The organism is Nocardioides epinepheli, from assembly GCF_037936805.1.
In the GTDB taxonomy this organism is placed as follows: Bacteria; Actinomycetota; Actinomycetes; order Propionibacteriales; family Nocardioidaceae; genus Nocardioides.
Window position 1 is genome coordinate 243,067 of the sequence record NZ_JBBMMC010000004.1, and the last position, 22,577, is coordinate 265,643.

General features: G+C 71.2%; 12 protein-coding genes and 1 pseudogene. 10 read left to right on the plus strand and 3 right to left on the minus strand.

Features of this window, described 5'->3' with window-relative positions:
- Window positions 1-205: 205 nt before the first annotated feature.
- A complete protein-coding gene (locus tag WMR31_RS07765; RefSeq protein ID WP_340538217.1) occupies window positions 206-463 on the minus strand; it encodes a hypothetical protein in 258 nt (85 codons plus the stop codon).
- Between WMR31_RS07765 and WMR31_RS07770 the strand changes: the two genes are divergently transcribed.
- The 7 genes and pseudogenes from WMR31_RS07770 to WMR31_RS07800 all read left to right on the plus strand — a co-directional run bounded on the left by WMR31_RS07770 (window position 450) and on the right by WMR31_RS07800 (window position 13,368).
- Window positions 450-2,942, plus strand: coding sequence for an FtsK/SpoIIIE family DNA translocase (locus WMR31_RS07770; protein ID WP_340538218.1), 2,493 nt, complete (start codon window positions 450-452; stop codon window positions 2,940-2,942). The genes WMR31_RS07765 and WMR31_RS07770 overlap by 14 nt on opposite strands.
- Window positions 2,939-4,612 (plus strand): helix-turn-helix domain-containing protein, encoded by a 1,674-nt coding sequence (locus WMR31_RS07775; RefSeq protein ID WP_340538219.1) that lies wholly within the window; start codon window positions 2,939-2,941, stop codon window positions 4,610-4,612. The genes WMR31_RS07770 and WMR31_RS07775 overlap by 4 nt, the downstream gene beginning before the upstream one ends.
- Before the next feature lie 214 nt (window positions 4,613-4,826).
- Window positions 4,827-6,203: a 30S ribosomal protein S12 methylthiotransferase RimO gene (rimO, locus tag WMR31_RS07780; RefSeq protein ID WP_340538280.1), complete on the plus strand. Its 1,377-nt coding sequence runs from the start codon at window positions 4,827-4,829 to the stop codon at window positions 6,201-6,203.
- Window positions 6,200-6,826, plus strand: coding sequence for a CDP-diacylglycerol--glycerol-3-phosphate 3-phosphatidyltransferase (gene pgsA, locus WMR31_RS07785; RefSeq protein ID WP_340538220.1), 627 nt, complete (start codon window positions 6,200-6,202; stop codon window positions 6,824-6,826). The genes rimO and pgsA overlap by 4 nt, the downstream gene beginning before the upstream one ends.
- A 151-nt stretch (window positions 6,827-6,977) precedes the next feature.
- Window positions 6,978-12,389: an ExeM/NucH family extracellular endonuclease gene (locus WMR31_RS07790; RefSeq protein ID WP_340538221.1), complete on the plus strand. Its 5,412-nt coding sequence runs from the start codon at window positions 6,978-6,980 to the stop codon at window positions 12,387-12,389.
- A gap of 38 nt (window positions 12,390-12,427) precedes the next feature.
- Window positions 12,428-12,907: pseudogene (locus tag WMR31_RS07795) on the plus strand (CinA family protein); the annotation flags it as partial.
- A gap of 161 nt (window positions 12,908-13,068) precedes the next feature.
- A complete protein-coding gene (locus WMR31_RS07800) occupies window positions 13,069-13,368 on the plus strand; it encodes a helix-turn-helix domain-containing protein (RefSeq protein WP_340538222.1) in 300 nt (99 codons plus the stop codon).
- 13 nt (window positions 13,369-13,381) lie between these two features.
- Here the strand turns inward: WMR31_RS07800 and WMR31_RS07805 are convergent, their stop codons facing one another.
- Window positions 13,382-14,188, minus strand: a complete 807-nt coding sequence (locus tag WMR31_RS07805; RefSeq protein WP_340538223.1) for a DNA-formamidopyrimidine glycosylase family protein — start codon at window positions 14,186-14,188, stop codon at window positions 13,382-13,384.
- The gene (locus WMR31_RS07810; RefSeq protein ID WP_340538224.1) at window positions 14,175-18,725 is read right to left on the minus strand and encodes an ATP-dependent helicase; all 4,551 of its coding nucleotides are present in this window, start codon (window positions 18,723-18,725) and stop codon (window positions 14,175-14,177) included. The genes WMR31_RS07805 and WMR31_RS07810 overlap by 14 nt, the downstream gene beginning before the upstream one ends.
- A 321-nt stretch (window positions 18,726-19,046) precedes the next feature.
- Here WMR31_RS07810 and leuA point away from each other — a divergent pair, with 321 nt between their 5' ends.
- The 3 genes from leuA (at window position 19,047) to recO (ending at window position 22,568) form a co-directional block, all read left to right on the plus strand.
- The gene (leuA, locus tag WMR31_RS07815) at window positions 19,047-20,738 is read left to right on the plus strand and encodes a 2-isopropylmalate synthase (RefSeq protein WP_340538281.1); all 1,692 of its coding nucleotides are present in this window, start codon (window positions 19,047-19,049) and stop codon (window positions 20,736-20,738) included.
- Between the two features lie 155 nt (window positions 20,739-20,893).
- Window positions 20,894-21,820, plus strand: a complete 927-nt coding sequence (locus WMR31_RS07820; RefSeq protein ID WP_340538225.1) for an alpha/beta fold hydrolase — start codon at window positions 20,894-20,896, stop codon at window positions 21,818-21,820.
- A gap of 19 nt (window positions 21,821-21,839) precedes the next feature.
- Window positions 21,840-22,568: a DNA repair protein RecO gene (gene recO, locus WMR31_RS07825; RefSeq protein WP_340538226.1), complete on the plus strand. Its 729-nt coding sequence runs from the start codon at window positions 21,840-21,842 to the stop codon at window positions 22,566-22,568.
- Window positions 22,569-22,577 lie beyond the last annotated feature (9 nt).

The following is a 22,577-nucleotide window of genomic DNA, read 5'->3' on the forward strand; positions in this document are numbered from 1 at the left end:
ACCCTCTGTGATCCAGATCACCAAACAAGCACCATAGGGATCCCCAACCGAACGGTCCACCTTTGCTGTCAACTCTTGTCCGACGGTGGCGGCGGAGGGTTCCGGAGACCCCCGATCGCGGGTGGCCCGACACGGTCGGTCGCGGACATCGGGTGCTCGTCTCCGACACGCATCCTGTGATGCGTGTGACGGATGAGGCGATCACCTAGGTTGGTGGCATGGCGACCCGTACGTCTTCCCCGCCGGGGTCGCGGAGCACGAGCACGTCCACTTCCCGCAGCACGTCCGGATCCTCCGGCGCGTCGCGAAAGCCCAGGACGGGCACTACCTCCACCACCCGGAGCGCACGGAAGACCCCACCGAAGAAGAAGCCCGCGACCCGGAGCACGGCGCGCGGCAAGTCCGCTGCTCGCGGCAAGGGCTCCTCGCGTCGTCCCGCCCCCCGGGCGGTGCGCAGCGGCACCGGACCGGTCGCCTCCCTCTTCCTCGCGCTGGGTCGCGGCGTCGCCACCGTCTGGCTCGCGCTCGCGCACACGATCGGCGCCGCGATCCGTGGTGTGGGCCGCACGGCCCGTGAGCTCGACCCCGAGCACCGTCGTGACGGCGCCGGACTCCTGCTGGTGGCGCTCGCCGTCGTGGTGGGCGCCGCAGTGTGGTTCGTCGTGCCGGGCGGTGTCATGGACTTCGTCCGGGCCGCGGTCGTCGGCACGGTCGGCAAGGTCGGCTGGCTCGTGCCGCTGGCCCTGGTGTGGACCGGATGGCGGATCATGCGCGATCCGGTGCGGCAGGGGCCGGCCGGGCGCCAGATGATCGGCTGGATCGCCCTCGGTCTCGGCGTGCTCGGCATCGTCCACATCGCGGCCGGCGATCCCCAGCCCATCGAGGGCGACACCTCGCCGCTGCGCGAGGGAGGGGGCGCCATCGGCTATGTCGTCACCTCGCTGCTGGTCGACCTCCTCAAGAACACCGCCGTCGTCGTGGGGCTGCTCTCGCTGGTCTCGCTCTTCGGTCTGCTGGTCGTCACCGCGACGCCGCTGTACCGCGTCCCCGACCGGCTGCGGGCGTTCCGCGACCTCGTTCTCGGCCAGCCCGATTACGAGGAGCGCGACCGTCGTCGCGAGATCGACGACACCATCGACCCCGACCTGGGCGACCCGGCCTACGACACGCCGCTGCTCGCCGACGAGGGCGCGCCGGCGCGCCGGTCGCGCAAGAACCGCAAGATCGACGTCGACGACCTGTTCGACACCTCCGGCGACGCCGAGGTCGACGACGGCGACTCCGGTGGCGACGCGCTCGACGTCGCACTCGCGCACGGCACCGAGCCGCGTGCCGAGGACGCGCCCGTCGAGCGGACCAACCCACGCCAGCGGGCCGTGCCTGCCCCGGTGGAGCCCGCCGAGGCCGAGGCGATCGAGCCGCCGCCGCACACGCCGATCGAGCCCCGCATGGAGCAGCTCGCGCTCTCCGGCGACATCGTGTACTCGCTGCCGGCCAACGAGGTGCTCAAGGAGGGCTCGCCCCACAAGGCGCGCTCCAAGGCCAGCGACGACATCGTCGACCGCCTCCAGCAGGTGCTGGAGGAGTTCAACATCGACGCTCGCGTCACCGGCTACACCCGCGGCCCGACGGTCACCCGCTACGAGGTCGAGCTCGGGCCGGCCGTCAAGGTCGAGAAGATCACCGGCATCCAGAAGAACATCTCCTACGCCGTCGCCTCGGCCGACGTGCGGATCCTCAGCCCGATCCCCGGCAAGTCCGCGGTCGGCGTCGAGATCCCCAACACCGACAAGGAGATCGTCTCCCTCGGCGACGTCCTGCGCTCCAACGTCGCGCGGGGCGACCACCACCCGATGATCTCCGGACTCGGCAAGGACGTCGAAGGCGGCTTCGTGGTGGCCAACCTGGCGAAGATGCCGCACCTGCTGGTGGCCGGCGCCACCGGCTCGGGTAAGTCCTCGTTCATCAACTCGATGATCACCTCGGTGCTGATGCGGGCCACGCCCGACGAGGTGCGGATGATCATGGTGGACCCCAAGCGGGTCGAGCTGAACGCCTACGAGGGCGTGCCGCACCTGATCACCCCGATCATCACCAACCCCAAGAAGGCCGCCGAGGCGCTCGCCTGGGTCGTGCGCGAGATGGACCTGCGCTACGACGACCTGGCCAACTTCGGGTTCCGCCACATCGACGACTTCAACAAGGCGGTCCGCAACGGCAAGGTCGAGGTACCGCCGGGCAGCGAGCGCGTGCTCGCTCCTTACCCGTACCTTCTGGTGATCGTCGACGAGCTGGCCGACCTGATGATGGTCGCGCCACGCGACGTCGAGGACGCCGTCGTCCGCATCACGCAGTTGGCGCGGGCCGCCGGCATCCACCTGGTGCTGGCTACCCAGCGCCCCTCGGTCGACGTCGTCACCGGCCTCATCAAGGCCAACGTGCCCTCGCGGCTGGCCTTCGCCACCTCCTCCCTCGCCGACAGCCGAGTCATCCTCGACCAGCCCGGCGCGGAGAAGCTCGTGGGACAGGGCGACGGGCTGTTCCTGCCGATGGGCGCCTCCAAGCCCGTGCGTGTGCAGGGCTCCTGGGTCACCGAGGCCGAGATCGCCCAGGTGGTCAAGCACTGCAAGGGACAGCTCGAGCCGACCTACCGCGACGACGTCACTGCTCCGGCGGCGAGCAACAAGGTGCTCGACGACGACATCGGCGACGACATGGACCTCGTGGTCCAGGCGATCGAGCTCGTCGTGTCCACGCAGTTCGGCTCGACCTCGATGCTCCAGCGCAAGCTGCGGGTCGGGTTCGCCAAGGCCGGACGGCTGATGGACATCCTCGAGAGCAGGGGAGTGGTGGGGCCGAGCGAGGGCTCCAAGGCCCGCGACGTGCTCGTCAAGCCAGATGAAGTGGACGCCGTGATCATGACCATCCAGGGGGAGCAGTGAGCACCGATCACATCGAGCCGGCCGCCGTCCCGGGGGTCGAGAGCAACGACTACGACCGCGACCTCGACGACGTCGTGGAGGTCCGTCGCGACGGACCGGTCTCGGCGATCATCGGGGGGCTCGGCGCCGCCGTCGCGGTGGCCTACCTCCTACGCGCCGTCGGAAGCGGGAGCACCCTCGACTGGGTCGTGTTCCTGATCACCGGCCTGATCGGCGTGGCCCACCTGTCGGCCTTCGTCGACTCGCGCGCACCGCTGATGGTGCTCGACCGGCACGGCGTCCGGGTACGCCGGGGCCGGGAGTGGCGCGGCGTGGCCTGGCCCGAGGTGGAGCGCATCGAGCATCGGCCTCGCCAGAGCGTGCTGCGCGACGGTGAGCTCACCGTCGTCGCGGGGGAGTCCCGCCTCGGCGTCCGGCTCTCGCTCTCGACCCGGTTGATCGGGGCCGACTGGCACGAGCTGGACGAGGCGCTCACCGACCTCAGCGGCGGCCGTACCGAGATCGTCGAGCTGCGGGACCGGGCCGCCGAGACCCCCGAGCCCGTCGAGGCTGTCGAGGCCGTCGAGTCGGTCGAACCCGAGGCGGAGTCGAGGAAGCGCCCGAAGCGAGAGAGGCCGCGCCGGCCGCAGCGGTCGGGTAGGCGCGGGGAGCCTGTGGTGGATGCGCCCCAGGACACCGCGGTGCGTCCGGCGATCGCCGATTCCGCTGCTGCCGAGACCACTGCGGTCCGTCCGACGCTGCCGGCCGAGCCGGCCGAGCCGGTCGCCCCGGCTCGCGACCTGGCCCGGGGCAGTCGCGGCGAGGCCGTGCTGGCGCCGCGCGACATCGAGCCGGCCGGATCCTCGGACCCCGATGCGACCGAGGTGTACCTCCTCCCCGGCGCGAGCGATCGTCGGGCTGGCGAGCCGGGCGCGACCGAGACCATCGTCATCGACGGCGCCGCCGACGCGTCAGAGGCGCCGCCGGTGCCGATCCTCGGCCCGCAGCTGCTGGCCGCCCGCAGGCGCCTGGGCCTCAGCGTCGACCAGCTCGCCGACCGGACCCGGATCCGCCCGCACGTGATCGAGTCGATCGAGGTCGACGACTTCACCCCGTGCGGCGGCGACTTCTACGCGCGCGGACACCTGCGCACCCTCGCCCGCATCCTCGGCCTGGACGCCGGCCCGCTCGTCGAGGCCTACGACGAGACCTACGCCGACGCGCCGATCGACCCGCGCCGGGTCTTCGAGGCCGAGCTCGCGACCGGCGCCGGCGGCACGATCCGTGGGACCCGGGGCCGGCTCAACTGGTCGGTCCTGGTGGCCGCGGTGATGGCCGTCGTCCTGCTGTGGTCGGTCGCCCGGCTCGTGATGGACGCCCCTGTCACCGCCTCCGAGCAGCCGGTGCTCAACGGCTCGCCCGGTGGACGCGCGCAGCTGAGCGGGTCGGCCGCCAAGGTGCCGGTGAAGTTCACCGCTGCCACCGGCGGAGCGCACGTGATCATCCGCGACGGTCGTCAGCAGGTTGTCTTCGACGAGGACCTGGCGTTCATGCAGACCGCGACCGTCGACGTCGTCCCGCCGGTGCGGATCAGCAGCACCGACGGCGGCGTCACGGTCAGCGTCGACGGCAAGGACAAGGGCGCTCTCGGCGGGTCCGGCAAGGACGCTCAACAGACGTTCGTGCCCTGAGAAACCACTGATCAAGTGCGGGTGGCGCCCGTCCCGGCATTGATCAGTGGTTCCTAGCGCCCCGGCCTGCTCACCCGCTTTCGGCGTTTCGGCACCCGGGCCGGGCACCGGCATACTCAGAGAAGCCATGACCACCGACCTGACCGCAGCCGCGACCGACCAGCCACTCGACGGACCGACCGACGGGCCGGCCGATCGGCCACTCTCGGTGGCGATGCTCACCCTCGGGTGCGCCCGCAACGAGGTCGACTCCGAGGAGCTCGCCGGGCGACTCGCGGCCGACGGCTTCGTGCTGGTCGGCGACGCTGCCGAGGCGGACACGGTAGTGGTCAACACCTGCGGCTTCGTGGAGCAGGCCAAGAAGGACTCCGTCGACGCTCTCCTCGAGGCCGCCGACCTCAAGCAGGACGCCGGGCACGGCGGTCGGGCCCAGGCCGTCGTCGCGGTGGGCTGCCTGGCCGAGCGCTACGGCAAGGACCTCGCCGCCTCCCTGCCCGAGGCCGACGCCGTCCTGGGCTTCGACGACTACGGCGACATCGCCTCCCGGCTGCGCTCGATCGTGGCGGGGGAGACCCACCACCCGCACACGCCGTCCGACCGGCGGCTGCTGCTGCCGATCAGCCCGGTGGAGCGGCAGGAGGTCGCCGCGCCCGTCGTTGCGCCACGGGCCCGGCTCGAGTCCGGCCCGCTGGCGCCGGTGAAGCTGGCCAGCGGCTGCGACCGACGGTGCACGTTCTGCGCGATCCCCAGCTTCCGCGGCTCGTTCGTGAGTCGCCGCCCCTCCGACGTGCTCGCCGAGGCGCGGTGGCTGGCCGGCGAGGGCGTGCGCGAGGTGTTCCTGGTCTCGGAGAACTCCACCTCCTACGGCAAGGACCTGGGCGACCTGCGCCTGCTCGAGACCCTGCTGCCCGAGCTGGCTGCCATCGACGGCCTCGACCGGGTCCGCGTCTCCTACCTCCAACCGGCCGAGACCCGGCCCGGACTGATCGAGGCGATCGCGACGACTCCGGGAGTCGTGCCGTACTTCGACCTGTCCTTCCAGCACGCCAGCGCGCCGGTGCTGCGCCGGATGCGCCGCTTCGGCGACCCCGAGAGCTTCCTGGGGCTCCTCGAGCGGGTGCGCGAGCTCGCGCCGGAGGCCGGCGTCCGCTCGAACGTGATCGTCGGCTTCCCCGGCGAGACCGAGGACGACCTCCAGATCCTGTGCGACTTCCTCGAGGCCGCGCGGATGGACGTCACCGGCGTCTTCGGCTACTCCGACGAGGACGGCACGGAGGCGGCCTCGTTCGACGACAAGCTCGACGACGACGAGGTCTGGGAGCGAGCCCAGCACGTCACCGCGCTGGTCGAGGAGCTCAACGCCCAGCGGGCCGAGGAGCGGATCGGCGAGGAGATCGTCGTCCTGGTCGAGAGTCTCGATGAGGACGGATCCGGGCGCGCCGAGGGCCGCGCCGCGCACCAGGGGCCCGAGGTCGACGGCACGACGTCCCTGACCGAGGGCGACTTCGCCGTCGGCGATCTCGTGCCCGCCGTCGTCGTCGGCACCGACGGCGTCGACCTGGTCGCCCGGCCCACCGGAGCCGCCCGATGACCGACGTCCCCGCCGGCCACCAGCGGGTCAGCAACTGGAACCTGCCCAACGCCCTCACGGTCCTGCGGATCGTGCTGGTGCCGGTCTACGGCTGGTTCCTGCTCGGCCACGACTACGACTCCGTGCTGTGGCGGACCCTGGCCTGGGTGGTCTTCGCCATCGCGATGATCACCGACAAGATCGACGGCGACCTGGCTCGCGCCCGCGGCCTGGTGACCGACTTCGGCAAGATCGCCGACCCGATCGCCGACAAGGCGCTGACCGGGATGGCCTTCATCGGCCTCTCCATCACCGGCGACATCTGGTGGGCGGTCACGATCATCGTGCTGCTCCGCGAGTGGTCGGTCACCCTGCTCCGCCTCAGCGTGGCCAAGGACGTGGTGATCGCGGCCGCGCAGAGCGGCAAGATCAAGACGATGCTCCAGGCGCTCGCCCTGGGCGGCCTCACCCTTCCGGGCAAGCAGCTCGACGGCTGGCTCGACGTCCCCGGCGAGATCCTGTTCTACCTCTCGCAGACCCTCCTCGCGGCTGCGGTGGCGATGACCCTGTGGTCCGGATACGAGTTCTTCCGTGACTACTGGCGCCAGCGGCACCAGGGCACATCCGACTCATCCGCTGCCTAGCGCGGATCGCGGTAAAGATTTCGCCTCAGGTTCTTCTCAGGGGTGGCGTCTGGTCGGGTGAGCGCCCATAGTGTGGAATCCTTCCCCGGTTCGTGCAGTGCCTGCTTTGCCAGTTCGACTCTCATCGTCCCCACCGAAGGGTTCTCACTTCGTGTCCAAGCACGCTCTCGGGCGGCGCGGCCTCACCGGTGTAGTAGCCGGTGCCCTCGTCGCCACACCATTGGTTCTCGGGCTGTCTGCAGCCCCCTCGCAGGCGGCAGTCGCCGGCGATCTGGTCATCAACGAGGTGTTCGGGGGTGGCGGCAATAGTGGCGCTCCCTACAACGCCGACTTCGTAGAGCTCTACAACCCCACCTCTGCGCCGATCTCGCTGACTGGCCGAGGCCTGCAGTACCGCAGTTCGAACGGGGGGAGTGGCGGCGTCGCTGCCCTGAGGGGGTCAGTGCCGGCGGGCAGCACCTACCTCATTCAGGTGTCGGATGCGGGTGCGAACGGCGCGCCCGTCGATGCCGACCTGACCACACAGGCGAAGCTCACTATGTCCGGAACTGCGGGCCAGGTGCTCCTTCTGACATCGACGACCGCCTACGCCGGCCCAGCCGGGGACACCACCGCCGAGGCGTCGGTGATCGACATGGTCGGCTACGGACCGGCCGCGAACACGTTCGAGGGCGCGCCGACCGGTGCGAATCTCAGCAACTCGACTTCCGCCTCGCGTAACGGCAGCCACGCCGACACCAACAACAACGCCGCCGACTTCACCAACGGAGCACCGACGCCGACCAAGTCGACCGGCGGTGGCACGGGAGCCCTCGCTGCCACCAACCCCGGCAACCAGGCCGCGACGGTGGACCAGCCGATCGCGCCGATCACCCTCGCGGCCACCGGCGGCTCGACGCCGTACACCTGGGCCGTCGAAGGCCTCCCGGCCGGTCTGTCCGCGACTCCGGCGGGCGTCATCTCCGGGACGCCGACGGCGACCGGGTCCTCGAACGTCACCGCGACGGTCACCGACTCGGCCTCCGCGAGCGCCTCGACGTCGTTCACGATCACCGTCGCCGCGGCGAACGCCGTGACCCCGATCGCCGACATCCAGGGCACCGGATCGACCACCCCGGTCAACGGCCAGAACGTCACCACCGAGGGTGTCGTGACCGCCGCCTACCCGACCGGCGGGCTCAACGGCTTCTACATCCAGACGCCCGGAGCCGACACCACCCCTGACGCGTCCGACGCCGTGTTCGTCTACGGCGGCACCAGCGGCTTCACGACCTATCCCGCGGTGGGCGACTCGGTCCGCGTCACCGGCCAGGCCGGCGAGTTCAACGGTCAGACCCAGGTCACGGCCAGTCAGTCCGGCGTGAGCCCGGTCGCCGGTCTGGGCGAGGTGGCCCCCAAGGCTCAGATCCCAGGCACGGACTGCGCCCTGCCGGGCGTGGCCTGCCTGGCAGGCGCCGAGCTCGACGAGGCCCGCGAGAAGCACGAGGGCGAGCTGTTCAAGCCCACCGCTCCGTGGACCGCGACCGACGTCTACGACGGCGGCCCGTTCTACCAGGGCACCACCAACTCGACGGCCTTCCGCGGCGAGATCGGCCTCGCCGCCGACAGCGACCTGCCGCTGGTCGCGCCGACCGAGCTGATCGACGCCCAGGACTCCGCGACGATTGCCGAGCGCGTCAAGTACAACAACGCGCACCGGATCATCCTCGACGACGGGTCCAGCTGGACCTACTCGACCACCCAGAACAGCGACAAGCCGTTCCCGTGGTTCACCGCCGAGCACACCGTCCGCGTGGGCGCCGCCGTCACCTTCGACGCGCCGGTCGTCTTCACCGGCCAGTTCGGCACCTGGCGGATCCTTCCCCAGTCGCAGGTCGTGGGCGTGCCCACCGGGAAGATCAGCTTCGAGCAGGACCGCCCGGCGCAGCCCGAGGACGTCGGCGGCGACGTCAAGCTGGCGACCTTCAACGTGCTCAACTACTTCCCGACCACCGGCGAGGAGTTCGTCTCCTCGGGTCAGGGCACCTGCACCTACTACCGCGACCGGGCCGGCAACGCGATCTCCAACAACCGGTGCGAGCCCGAGGGTCCGCGAGGCGCGGCCAACCAGGCGAACCTGGAGCGCCAGCAGGCCAAGATCGTCGAGGCGATCAACACCGCGGACGCCGACGTCGTCTCTCTCGAGGAGCTCGAGAACTCGGTCAAGTTCGGCAAGAACCGTGACTTCGCGATCAACCAGCTCGTCGCCGCCCTCAACGCGGACGCCGGCGCCGGGACCTGGGCGGCGGTGCCGTCCCCGGCCACTCTGCCCCCGGTCGCGCAGCAGGACGTGATCCGCAACGGCTTCATCTACCAGCCCGCCAACGTCGAGCTGGTCGGCGAGTCCGTGGTGCTCAGCAACGAGTCCGACACGGGCGGGGCCTTCGAGGACGCACGCGAGCCGCTCGCCCAGGCCTTCAAGAAGGTCGGCACGCCCGACGCCGACGCCTTCGCGGTGATCGTCAACCACTTCAAGTCCAAGGGCTCCGGCACGCCCGACCCGGATGGTCAGGGCAACTCCAACGACCGCCGGATCCTCCAGGCGCAGAGCCTGGTCTCCTTCGCGAACTCGTTCAAGGCCCAGCGCGAGATCACCCGCGTGTTCCTCGCCGGTGACTTCAACGCCTACTCCAAGGAGGACCCGATCCAGGTCCTCACCGCGGCGGGGTACACCAACCTGGACTCCACCAGCGACCCCGACGAGGAGAGCTACAACTTCGACGGGATGGTCGGCTCGCTCGACCACGTGCTGGCCAACGACGCGGCACTCGCCGACGTGAACGCCGTCGACATCTGGGAGATCAACGGCTACGAGTCGGTCTACTACGAGTACGCCCGGTTCAACAGCAATGTCACGAACCTCTACTCCGCGACGCCGTTCCGGTCCTCCGACCACAGCCCGGAGATCGTCGGCATCAACGTCGGGACGCCGGCTCCGACGACCCGCGACATCCAGATCCTCGGCACCAACGACTTCCACGGCCGGATCGAGAACAACCCGTCCGGTACCGAGGCCGGTGCCGCGGTGCTCGCCGGTGCGGTCAAGCAGTTCCGCGCCCAGAGCCCCGACACCGTGTTCGCCGCGGCCGGCGACCTCGTGGGAGCGACGACGTTCACCTCGTTCATCCAGAACGACAAGCCGACGATCGACGCGCTCAACGAGGCCGGACTCGACGTCTCGGCCGCCGGCAACCACGAGTTCGACCAGGGCTACGACGACCTGATCAACCGGATCATGGCGCCGGAGTCCGCCGACAACCCCGACGGTGGCGCCGAGTGGAAGTACATCAGCGCGAACCTGAAGCTGCGCGACTCCGGTGACCCGGCGCTCGACCCGTCGTTCGTCAAGACCTTCGGCGACGTCGAGGTCGGCTTCGTCGGTGCCGTCACCGAGGAGCTGCCCTCGCTGGTGAGCCCCGCGGGGATCGCCGACATCGAGGTCGAGCCGATCGTCAGCTCGGTCAACGCCGAGGCCGACCGGCTCAAGGCCGAGGGCGTCGACGTGATCGTCCTGCTGGTGCACGAGGGTGCGGCCAGCCCGGCGCTGGCGGACTCCACGAACCCGAACTCGCCGTTCGGGAAGATCGTCAACGGCGTCGACAAGAACGTCGACGCGATCATCTCCGGTCACACGCACCAGGCCTACAACCACTCGATCCCGGTGCCCGAGTGGGTCGCCGAGGGTCGCGCGGTCACCGAGCGGCCGGTCGTCTCCTCGGGCCAGTACGGCAGCAACCTGAACCGGCTCGTCTTCACCGTCGACGAGGCCACCGGCAAGGTCACCGCGAAGACCCAGCAGTTCCTGCCGCTGAAGAGCGGTCAGACGGCGAACTACCCGTCCGACCCGGCCACCGCGCAGATCGTGGCTGACGCCGTCGCGGAGGCCGCGCCGCTCGGCGCGGTCCCGCTCGGCACCATCGCGGGTCCGTTCTCGCGGGCCAAGTTCGGTGACGGTACCCGCGAGAACCGCGGTGGCGAGTCCACGCTCGGCAACCTCGTGGCCGAGGTGCAGCGCTGGGCCACCGAGAAGCCGGAGTCGGGGAGCGCGCAGATCGCGTTGATGAACCCCGGTGGGCTCCGCGCCGACATGGTGGGCAACCCGGGCGACTTCCCGCGGACCCTCACCTACAAGCAGGCCGCCGACGTCCAGCCGTTCGCCAACACCCTGGTGAACATGAGCCTGACCGGCGCCCAGCTGGAGACCGTGCTCGAGCAGCAGTGGCAGCTCACCGCCGCGGGAGTGGTCCCGAGCCGGCCGTTCCTGAAGCTGGGGGTGTCCGAGGGCTTCGAGTACACCTACACCACCTCGGCGCAGCCGACGCCGAACCCCGACGACGGCGACGCGACCTACACCCAGGGCGAGATCACGAGCATGGCGCTCAACGGCGAGCCGATCGTGGACAGCCAGTCCTACTCGGTCACCGTGAACTCGTTCCTGGCCTCCGGCGGCGACAACTTCCGCGAGCTCGCCAAGGGCTCTGGAGCACGTGACACCGGCAAGGTCGACCTGCAGGCGATGGTCGACTACATGGCCGAGTTCGCCGCACCCGGCGGCGACCCGCTGCCGGTCGACTACAGCCAGCGCGCCGTGGGCGTCACCGCCGTCGACAGCCCGGTGACCGCCGGGACGTCGGTCAGCTTCGACCTCACGTCATTGATCATGACCGGCGCGGTCGGCACCGCACCGAACCAGATCCTCGACGTCAAGGACAACGAGGTGACCGTCACCCTCGACGGCGAGCTGCTCGGCGGGTTCCCGGTCGACCAGACGATCACCAACCCGGGCACCGGAAGCGGCGAGGCCGACAAGGCGTCGTCCGACGAGTTCGGCAAGGCGAGCGTGGCGGTCACCATCCCGGCGACGACCACCGACGGCGCCCACGACCTGGTGATCAAGGGCGAGGAGACCGGCACCGAGATCACTGTGCCGATCACGGTCGAGGGCGGCGTACCCGCTCAGGTCGACACCACGACGTCGGTCACCGTCTCGCCGGCCAAGGTGGCGGTGAAGAAGGACAAGTCGACCTTCAAGGTCACCGTCTCCGCGTCGGGCTACATCCCGACCGGGAAGGTCGAGATCGTCCAGGGCGGCAAGGTCGTCGGCAGCGGCACCCTCGCCGCTGACGGCACCGTCTCGATCGCCGCGGGCCCGTGGCAGACCGTCGGCACCCTGCCGGTCACCGTCCGCTACCTCGGCGACGCCAGGGCGAAGGCCTCGGAGACCAGCACCACGGTCACCGTCGTCAAGCAGACGCCGACCATCAAGGCCAAGGCGAAGCCCGCCACGGTCAAGAAGGGCAAGGCCACGACCGTCACGGTGACGCTCAAGGGCGTCAACGCCAAGGTGACGGGCAAGGTCAAGTTCAAGATCGGCAAGAAGACCGTGACCCGGAAGGTCACCAACGGCAAGGCCGTGCTGAAGATCAAGAAGGTCACCAAGAGGACCAAGGTCAAGGTGACCTACCTGGGCGACGCGAACTTCGCCAAGGCCTCCACGAAGGTGATCGTGAAGGTGAAGAGGTAGCACGCCGACGTCAGTCCGGAGCGCCGGAGCGGGTCCACGACCTGCTGCGGCGCTCCGGCGCGTCGCTGGCGACCGCCGAGTCCCTGACCGGCGGTCGGCTCGCGGCGCGCCTGACCGCCGTCCCCGGCGCCTCCGCGACCTACCGCGGCGGCGTCGTGGCCTATGCCAGTGACCTCAAGACCTCGATCCTCGGCGTCCCCGAGGACGTCGTGGCTCGGGTCGGCGTGGTCTCGGCCGAGTGCGCGGTGGCGATGGCTGCCGGCGTCCGCGAGCTGACCGGCGCGACCTATGCGATCGCCACCACCGGCGTGGCCGGTCCGTCCGAGCAGGAGGGGAAGCCTGCCGGGACGGTCTTCGTCGCCGTCCTCGGGCCCGACGGCGGCCCCACCCTGGCCCTCGAGCTCACCGGCGACCGCGAGACCATCGTCGAGCGCACCTGCGACGAGGCCCTCGCCGCCCTGCTGACCCTCCTCGACGCTGACCCGTCCGCTATAGCTGACGGGTCAGCGCAAATGTGACGCTGACCCGTCAGCTATGGCTGACGGGTCAGCGGAGATTTGTCCGCAGGGGAGCCTGGGTTCCCCGCGGAACAAACCGGTCTCCGGTAGCGTTACCGATACGTTTGCCGCAACCGGGCCATGACAGTCGGCCCCGTACTGGACCCGAGGAGGGATCGACGATGGTGCTGTTCCGCCGCCTGCTCGGCGACGTCTTGCGCGAGCGCCGGATGGCCCTCGGGTTGACGCTGCGCGAGGTCTCCGCAGCGGCTCGGGTGAGCCTCGGCTACATCTCGGAGATCGAGCGTGGGCAGAAGGAGGCCTCCTCCGAGCTGCTGGCCTCGCTGTGCGGTGCGCTCGACGCACCCCTCTCGGAGGTGCTGCGTGAGGTGTCCGACGCGGTGGCGGTCGAAGAGGCAGCCGCGGCCGTGGTGACGATCGCCGTCCCGCGGGCCGAGGAGGTCGTGGCCTCCGCGGCCTGACCGGATCCGAGCCCTACGCCTGGGCGCCCGGCTGGCAGCTCGGGCACCAGTACGTCGCGCGCTCACGTCCCGCCGGGCCGGTCATCGCGATCTCGATCGGGGTGCCGCAGCGACGACAGGCCGAGCGGTCTCGGCGGTAGACCCACATCCGCTCGCGCTCACGCAGGTTGCCGGTCGTGGACTGGACCGCGCGCTCCTTGTTGAGGTCGAGGAGCTGGTGTGCGCGACGCATCATCCGGGTCGGATCGGGCACCGACCGCACCGGCGACCTGGGATGGACGCCGGAGAGGAAGCAGAGCTCGGCGACGTACATGTTGCCGAGACCGGCCAGCACACGCTGGTCGAGGAGAGCCTCGGCCAGCGGGCGGTCCGGCTCGGCGAGCAGCCGCACGAGAGCCTGGTCGGGGTCCCAGTCGGGACCGAGCAGGTCGGGGCCGAGGTGTCCGACGACGGAATCCTCCTGAGCGGACGGCAGCAGCTCGACGATGCCGAGGGAGAAGCCGACCGCCGTCGTCCCGTCGACCGAGAGCGCCACCCGCGCCTGGTGGGCCGGGCGCGGCCACCGTCGTCCGTCGGGGACCACGCGCCAGCTGCCCTCCATCTTCAGGTGGGTGTGCAGGGTCTGGGCCGCGCCCCCGTCGCCGGGCCGGATGCGGGTGAGCAGGTGCTTGCCGCGGGAGACGGTCTCGGTGACGGTGGCGCCGGACAGGTCGACGGTGGCAAGCGCCGGCACCCGGAAGTCGGTGCGGGTCAGGACGCGACCCGACAACGCGCGATCGAGCACCCGCGCGGCCCGGTAGACGGTGTCACCCTCGGGCACCGCGCAACCTCAGACCTTGGGGAGTGGCGACGAACCCGGCGGCGTCGAGTGCGGCGCGCAGCGGCGTGGCACCCCCTCCGAGCACGGCCGAACCGTCGGCCTTCTCGACGGTGAGCTTGTCGTGGGCGCCCCGGCGGACGGCGTCGGCGAGCGCCGCGGCCGCCGGCTCGAGCACCTCGGCATCCTCGGACCAGGTGAGCAGGGTGCGGCCGCCGCGCTCGACGTAGAGCGCCAGGACGCCGTCAACCAGGACGACGATCGCGCCGGCCTTGCGTCCGGGGCGATGCCCGGACTCGGTGGCCGGCCAGGGCAGAGCCGCGCCGTAGGGGTTGGCCGGGTCGGTGGCGGCGATCGCGACCGCCGTGGTTTTCTTGGCGCCCCCGGCCTCCGCGCGCGGCGGCTCGCTGAAGGTGCGGAGCCGGTCGATCGCCCCGGCCGTGCCGAACTGCGCTGCGCCGAGCCCGTCGACGAAGTAGCCGCGTCGGCACCGCCCGGACTCCTCGAAGGCCGCCAGCACCTTGTAGACCGCCGCGAAGCCGCCCGGCACGCGCTCGTTGACGACGGCGCCCCGCAGGACGACGCCGTGGCGGTCGAGGAGCCGCTCGGCGGTGGCCTTGGCGCGACGGGTGGCGTCGGGGTCGATCTCGGGAAGCAGGGCCCAGCGGCCGGCGGTCTCGGGCGGTCCGGTGCGCGCGACCCGACCGGGGCGAGGCGCCGGCCGGCGCGCGCGATGAGCCGTGCGCCCCTGACGGGTGAGGGCCCGCAGCGGGGTGAGGGTGTCGTTGCTGACCCGGCCGGCCCAGACGAGCTCCCACAGCGCCGCGCTGATGGCCTCGTCGCTCAACCCGGGGCGGTCGAGACCGGCGCGGACGGCCGAAGCGAGCTGGTGGAAGAACCACGCGCCGCCCCCGGCGAGCGCGGCGAGGGTGGCCTCCTGCAGCTCACCGGCCTCGAACGGCGCGGGCTCGGGCAGGGTGAGCTCGGCCTGGTCGGCCAGGTGCAGGCTCACCCAGCCGTCGTTGCCGGGCAGTGCGCCGTGGCCGGCCCAGATCACCTCGCCGCTGGCGGTGAGCTCGTCGAGGTAGGAGGGCTCGTAGTCGCGCACCCGGGCCGCCAGCACGAGCGGCTCGAGGGCCGAGGCCGGGACCGGACAGCCGGCGAGCTGCTCGATCGCGGTGAGGACGCCGTCGACCCCGCGCAGGCCGCGGCCGGTCGTGACGTGCTGCCAGGCGCCGAGGAAGCGCGCCAGGGCGGCGGGCTCGACCGGCTCCACCTCCTGGCGCAGCCGGGCCAGGGAACGGCGCCGAAGCCGACGCAGCACCTCGGCGTCGCACCACTCCGTGCCGGAGCCGGCGGGCCGGAACTCGCCGTCGAGCACCCGCCCCTGCGCGGCGAGCCGCTCGAGCGTGTGACGCACGACGGCGGTGCCGAGACCCAGGCGCGCGGCGACGTCGTCGAGGGTGAACGGGCCGTGGGTGCGGGCATGACGCGCCACGAGGTCGGCGATCGGGTCGTCGACGGGCTCGGCGAACACCTCCGGGGTCCCGGGAGGCACGGGCACGCCGAGACCGTCGCGCAGGCGGGCGACGTCCTCGACCACGGCCCAGCGCGGGACGCCGGCGATGCGCACCTCGACGACCCGGCGGCTCCGGGTGAGGGTCTCCAGCCACAGGTCGAGGTCGGCGTCCTCGACGCTGCGGGCGACGATCTCGTCGGTGGACTGCGGACCGAGGAGCCGGAGCAGGTCGACGAGCCCCTCGGCGTCGCGGACCCGGCGCTCTGGGGTGAGGCGCTGGAGCTCGGCCTCGACCTCCGCGAGGACGTCGGGGTCGAGGAGCTCACGAAGCTCGGCGCGACCGAGGAGCTCGGCGAGCAGCCCCTGGTCGAGGGCGAGCGCGGCGGCGCGGCGCTCGGCGATGGGGGAGTCGCCCTCGTAGACGAACTGTGCGACGTACCCGAACAGGAGGCTGCGGGCATACGGTGACGGGCTGTTGGTGGCGATGTCGGTGACCTGCACCTCGCGGCGCTCCACCCCACCCATCAGCGCGACCAGGGCGGGCAGGTCGTAGACGTCCTGGAGGCACTCGCGCACGGCCTCCAGCACGATCGGGAACGAGGGGTACTTCGCGGCCACCTCGAGGAGGGCGGCGGCGCGCTGACGCTGCTGCCACAGCGGCGAACGGCGTCCGGGGTCCCGGCGGGGGAGCAGGAGCGCGCGGGCGGCGCACTCGCGGAAGCGGGCCGCGAACAGGGCCGAGCCCCCGACCTCCTGGGTGACGATCTGCTCGATCTCGTCGGGCTCGAAGACGATGAGGTCGCCGCCGGGCGGATCGGCGTCGGAGTCGGGGATCCGGATCACGATGCCGTCGTCGGAGGCCAATGCCTGCCCGTCGACGCCGTAGCGCTCGCGGAGCCGGGCGTTGATCGCCAGTGCCCACGGGGCGTGTACCGGGACGCCGTAGGGCGAGTGGACGACCAGGCGCCAGTCGCCGAGCTCGTCACGGAACCGCTCGACGAGCACCGTGGTGTCGCTGGGGAGTACCCGGGTGGCCTCGATCTGCTCGTGGAGGTAGTCGACGAGGTTGGTGGCGGCCCACTCGTCGAGGCCGCGCTCGCGGGCAGCGCCGATCGCGGCCTCGCGGCTCTGCGCCCCGAGCTCCCGGGTGAACGCACCGATCGCGGCGCCGAGCTCGGCCGGACGGCCGAGGGTGTCGCCCTTCCAGAAGGGCAGCCGACCCGGGATCCCTGGTGCGGGGGTGACGAGCACGCGATCGTGGGTGATGTCCTCGATACGCCAGCTGGTGGCGCCGAGGGCGAAGATGTCGCCCACGCGTGACTCGTAGACCATCTCCTCGTCGAGCTCGCCGACCCGCTTGCCCGGGCCCTCCCCACCGACGAGGAACACGCCGAACAGGCCACGGTCGGGGATCGTGCCGCCACTCGTGACGGCGAGCCGCTGGGCGCCGGGGCGTCCGGTGAGGGTGTTGCCGACGCGATCCCACACGACGCGGGGGCGCAGCTCGGCGAACTCGTCGCTGGGGTAGCGGCCGGCCAGCAGGTCGAGCGTCGCCTCGAACGCGGCGCGGGGGAGCTGGGCGAACGGGGCGCTACGCCGGACCAGGGCGTAGAGCTGGTCGACGTCGAGCGACTCCAATGCCGTGGCGGCGACCACCTGCTGGGCCAGGACGTCGAGCGGGTTGCTGGGGATCCGCAGCGCCTCGATGCCGCCCTCGCGCATCCTGGCCACCGCGACCGCCGTCTGCGCCAGGTCGCCGCGGTGCTTGGGGTACAGGACGCCGCGAGAGGTCTCGCCGACCTGGTGGCCCGCGCGACCGACCCGCTGGAGGGCGCTGGCCACCGAGGGTGGCGACTCGATCTGGACGACGAGATCGACCGCGCCCATGTCGATGCCGAGCTCGAGGCTGCTGGTGGCCACGACCGCGGGGAGCCGTCCCCGCTTGAGGTCGTCCTCGATCAGCGCCCGCTGCTCCTTGCTGACCGAGCCGTGGTGCGCCTTGGCGATGACGGTGCTTGCGCCCTGCGAGGCGCCGGACTGCGCCATGATCTGTGCCGGAGGGATCTGTGCCGGGGGTGCTCCGGCGTCGGGGAGTGCGACCTCCGCACGCTCGGTGGCGATCTCGTTGAGGCGCGCGGTGAGCCGCTCGGCCAGCCGCCGGGAGTTGGCGAACACGATGGTGGAGGTGTGCTGCTCGATGAGGTCGACCACGCTCTCCTCGACGTGGGGCCAGATGCTCGCGTGGGAGTTGTCGTCGGTGTCCTCGTCGTAGTCGCCGGGCTGGGTCATGTCCTCGACCGGGACGACGACGCGCAGGTCCCACTCCTTCTCGGCCGGCGGTGCGACGATCTCGACCGGCGCGCTGCCGCCGAGGAAGCGGGCGACCTCCTCCAGCGGACGGACCGTCGCCGAGAGGCCGATGCGTTGCGCCGGCTTGTCGAGCAGGGCGTCGAGCCGTTCCAGGGACAGCGCGAGATGTGCGCCCCGTTTGCTGCCGGCGACCGCGTGCACCTCGTCGATGATCACCGTCTCGACCCCGCGCAGGGACTCGCGAGCCTGGCTGGTGAGCATGAGGAAGAGTGACTCGGGCGTGGTGATGAGGATGTCGGGTGGTGTCGTGACCAGTTTGCGTCGATCGGCGGCCGAGGTGTCGCCGGAGCGGACGCCGACGGTGACGTCGGGGACCTCGAGCCCGAGCCGGTCGGCGGTGTGCTTGATCCCGGTGAGCGGCGCGCGCAGGTTGCGCTCGACGTCGACCCCGAGCGCCTTGAGCGGGCTGAGGTAGAGCACCCGGGTGCGATGGTTGCGATCGGCGGGAGGCTCGCTGGTGAGCAGCCGGTCCAGCGACCACAAGAACGCGCTCAGGGTCTTGCCGGACCCGGTCGGCGCCACCACCAGCGCGTGTCGTCCGCCCGCGATCGCGGTCCACGCGCCGGCCTGCGCCGCCGTCGGCTCGGCGAAGGCCGCACGGAACCAGGTGCGTGTGGCCTCGCTGAACTCGGCGAGCGGATCGGTGGTCACGGGACCAGTGTGTCCGATGGCACCGACACTCGAGCCGGCCCGAACACAGCCCCCAACACCCGCCCGAGTCCTGGACCGACTTCCAGGACGCCGGTGCGGGCGGCTAGAGTGGTCGCCGTCATGACGTATTGCCTCCTCCTTCGCTGCCGCAGCGAGGTCTGAATCGCCGACCTCCTCGCTGCGGAGGTTCGTGTGCGCCGGCGGCAATCGAGCCAGCCCTAGCAGGAGAAGATCATGACCAGCACCACGCCCAGTGAGCAGAGCACCGACGCGCAGAGCATCGGCGACCAGGCCGGGGCCAACCCGCAGCAGCCCAGCGGGATGCCGTTCCAGCGCTACGAGCCGTTCTTCCCGGTCGACCTCGCCGACCGCACCTGGCCCACCAAGCGGATGTCGAAGGCGCCGCGGTGGTGTGCGGTCGACCTGCGCGACGGCAACCAGGCGCTCATCGACCCGATGTCGCCGGCCCGCAAGTTGACGATGTTCAAGCTGCTCGTCGCGATGGGCTACAAGGAGATCGAGGTCGGCTTCCCCAGCGCCAGCCAGACCGACTTCGACTTCGTCCGCCAGCTGATCGACGAGGACCTGATCCCCGACGACGTCGTCATCCAGGTGCTCACCCAGGCGCGCGAGGAGCTCATCGAGCGCACCTACGAGGCGATCCGCGGCGCCAAGCAGGCGATCGTCCACCTCTACAACTCCACCTCCACCCTCCAGCGGCGCGTGGTGTTCGGGCTCGACCAGGACGGCATCGCCGACATCGCCGTCCAGGGCGCGCGGCTGTGCAAGAAGTACGAGGAGGGCATCCCGGAGACCGAGGTGTTCTACGAGTACAGCCCGGAGTCCTACACCGGCACCGAGCTCGAGTTCGCCGTACGGGTGTGCAACGAGGTGCTCGAGGTCTTCGAGCCCACCGCCGAGAAGCCGGTGATCATCAACCTGCCGGCCACCGTCGAGATGGCCACCCCCAACGTCTACGCCGACTCCATCGAGTGGATGAGCCGTCACCTCAACCACCGCGAGCACGTCGTGCTGTCCCTGCACCCCCACAACGACCGCGGCACCGCCGTGGCCGCGGCCGAGCTCGGCTACCTGGCCGGAGCCGACCGGATCGAGGGCTGCCTGTTCGGCAACGGCGAGCGCACCGGCAACGTGTGCCTGGTCACCCTCGGGCTCAACATGTTCACCCAGGGCATCGACCCCGAGATCGACTTCGCGAGCAATGGCGGCATCGACGAGATCCGCCGCACGGTCGAGTACTGCAACCAGCTGCCCGTGCACGAGCGCCACCCCTACGGCGGCGACCTGGTCTACACCGCCTTCTCCGGCTCGCACCAGGACGCGATCAAGAAGGGCTTCGAGGCCCTCGAGCGCGACGCCGCCGCGGCCGGTCACAGCGTCGACGAGCACGAGTGGCAGGTGCCCTACCTGCCGATCGACCCCAAGGACGTCGGGCGCTCCTACGAGGCCGTGATCCGCGTCAACAGCCAGTCGGGCAAGGGCGGGGTCGCCTACATCCTCAAGACCGAGCACAAGCTCGACCTGCCACGCCGCGCGCAGATCGAGTTCAGCCGCGTCATCCAGCAGCGCACCGACTCCGAGGGCGGCGAGGTGACCCCCGACGAGATCTGGGCGGCCTTCCGCGCCGAGTACCTCGACCGCGAGACGCCGTTGAAGCTGAACTCGGTGCACACCAGCTCCGCGGCCGGCGAGAAGGACGCGCTCACCGTGACCGTCTACGTCAACGGCGAGCGGCGCACCCTCGAGGGCGCCGGCAACGGCCCGATCGCCGCGTTCGTAGCCGCGCTCAACGAGCAGCCCGAGGACTTCGACGTCCGCGTGCTCGACTACCACGAGCACGCCCTCGGCTCCGGCGGCGACGCCATCGCCGCGGCCTACGTCGAGTGCACGATCGGCGACCAGGTCTTCTGGGGCGTCGGCCTCGACGCCAACATCGTCACCGCCTCCCTCAAGGCCGTCACCAGCGCCGTCAACCGCGCCGCCGCCATCTGACGAGGTCGCCTGCCAGGCCGTCGTGGACGATAGTCCCGGCTGTTTGGGCCCCTTCTCGATCGATTCGAGGGCCCAAACGGCCGGGACTATCCCCATCGGAGGTCGGCCCGCGCGTGCGGGCAGGTAGTTGCGGAGCGGTGACGTAGCCTGCGGCCATGCTGGTCTCCGAGCGCATCGGTCAGTTCTTCATCGAGGGCGAGTCGGGTCGCGACCGGGTGGAGTACACCGAGTTCGGCTCCGGTGAGTCGTGGGTGGTGCTGATCCACGGGCAGCTGATGACCCGACGGATGCAGCAGCCGCTGGCCCGGGCTCTGGCCGCGCACGGGCTCCACGTCCTCACCCTCGACCTGCTCGGCCACGGTCGTTCCGACCGGCCCGCCGACCCGCTGGCCTACTCGACCACCGGCTTCGCCGAGCAGGTGGTCGCCCTGCTCGATCACGCCGGCGCCGACCAGGCCGTGATCGGGGGGACGTCGCTCGGCGCGAACGTGTCGCTCGAGGTGGCCGCGATCGCGCCCGAGCGGGTGCGCGGGCTGCTGTTGGAGATGCCGGTGCTCGACAACGCCGTCGAGGCGGGCATCGTCGCGACGGCGCCGCTGATGTTCGCCGCGCGCTACCTACCACTCACGATCACCGCACTGCGCAGGCTGACCCGGCCGGTGCCGCGCGGCCTGGTGCCGTTCTGGACCGGGGTGGCGCTCGACGTGTTCAACCAGCGCGGCGACGCGATGGCGGCCGTCATCCACGGCGTGTTCTTCGGACGGATGGCGCCGCCGTCGAAGCAGCGACGCCGGATCACCGCCCCGGCCCTGGTGATCGGGCACGCCGCGGACCCCGTGCATCCCGCCGCGGACGCCGCGATGCTCGCCAAGGAGCTTCCCAACGGTCGCTTCGTCGGCGCCCACAGCATCGTCGAGTGGCGACTGCGACCCGCCCGACTCGACCGCGAGGCCGTCGAGTTCGCCCAGGAGTGCTGGGAGGAGCCGGTCGCCACCGAGCCTGCTCGGACGCCGCCCGGTGTCGCGGACATGTCGAAGGCCGCCGGGCGCAGACGCGCGCGGCGTACCCGCCCGGCGACCTGAGCTTTGCCAGAATGGACCGGTGCCCGTCTACCGCGACGAGGCGGTCGTCCTGCGCACCCACAAGCTCGGTGAGGCCGACCGCATCATCACCCTGCTGACCCGCCATCACGGCCGGGTACGTGCCGTCGCCAAGGGCGTGCGGCGCACGACGTCGAAGTTCGGCTCCCGGCTCGAGCCGTTCACCCACGTCGACCTCCAGCTGGCCGAGGGGCGCTCCCTCGACATCGTCACCCAGGCCGAGACCCGTTCGCTGTTCCACGCCGGGCTCGGGCACGACTACGAGCGCTACACCGCCGGGACGGCGATGCTCGAGACCGCCGAGCGCCTGGTGACCGAGGAGCGCGAGCCTGCTCTCCAGCAGTTCCTGCTGCTCATCGGCGGCCTGCGCGCGCTCACCATGCCCGAGCGGGGACCGGGCCAGGTGCTCGACTCCTACCTGCTGCGGTCGCTGGCGGTGGCGGGTTACGCGCCGTCGTTCGAGGCCTGCGCGCACTGCGGGCGGGAAGGTCCGCACCGGTGGTTCAACCCGTCGATGGGCGGGGTGCTCTGCACGACGTGCCGAGTGCCCGGTTCGGCCGCGCCGGCCTCGGAGACGCTCCACCTGCTCGGTGCGCTGCTCGCCGGCGACTGGGCCAGCGTCGAGGCCGCCGACCCGCGGCACCTGCGCGAGGCGAGCGGTCTGGTCGCGGCATTCCTGTCCTGGCACCTGGAACGACAGCTGCGCTCCCTGGAGCACGTGGAGCGGTAGCGTCCTCCG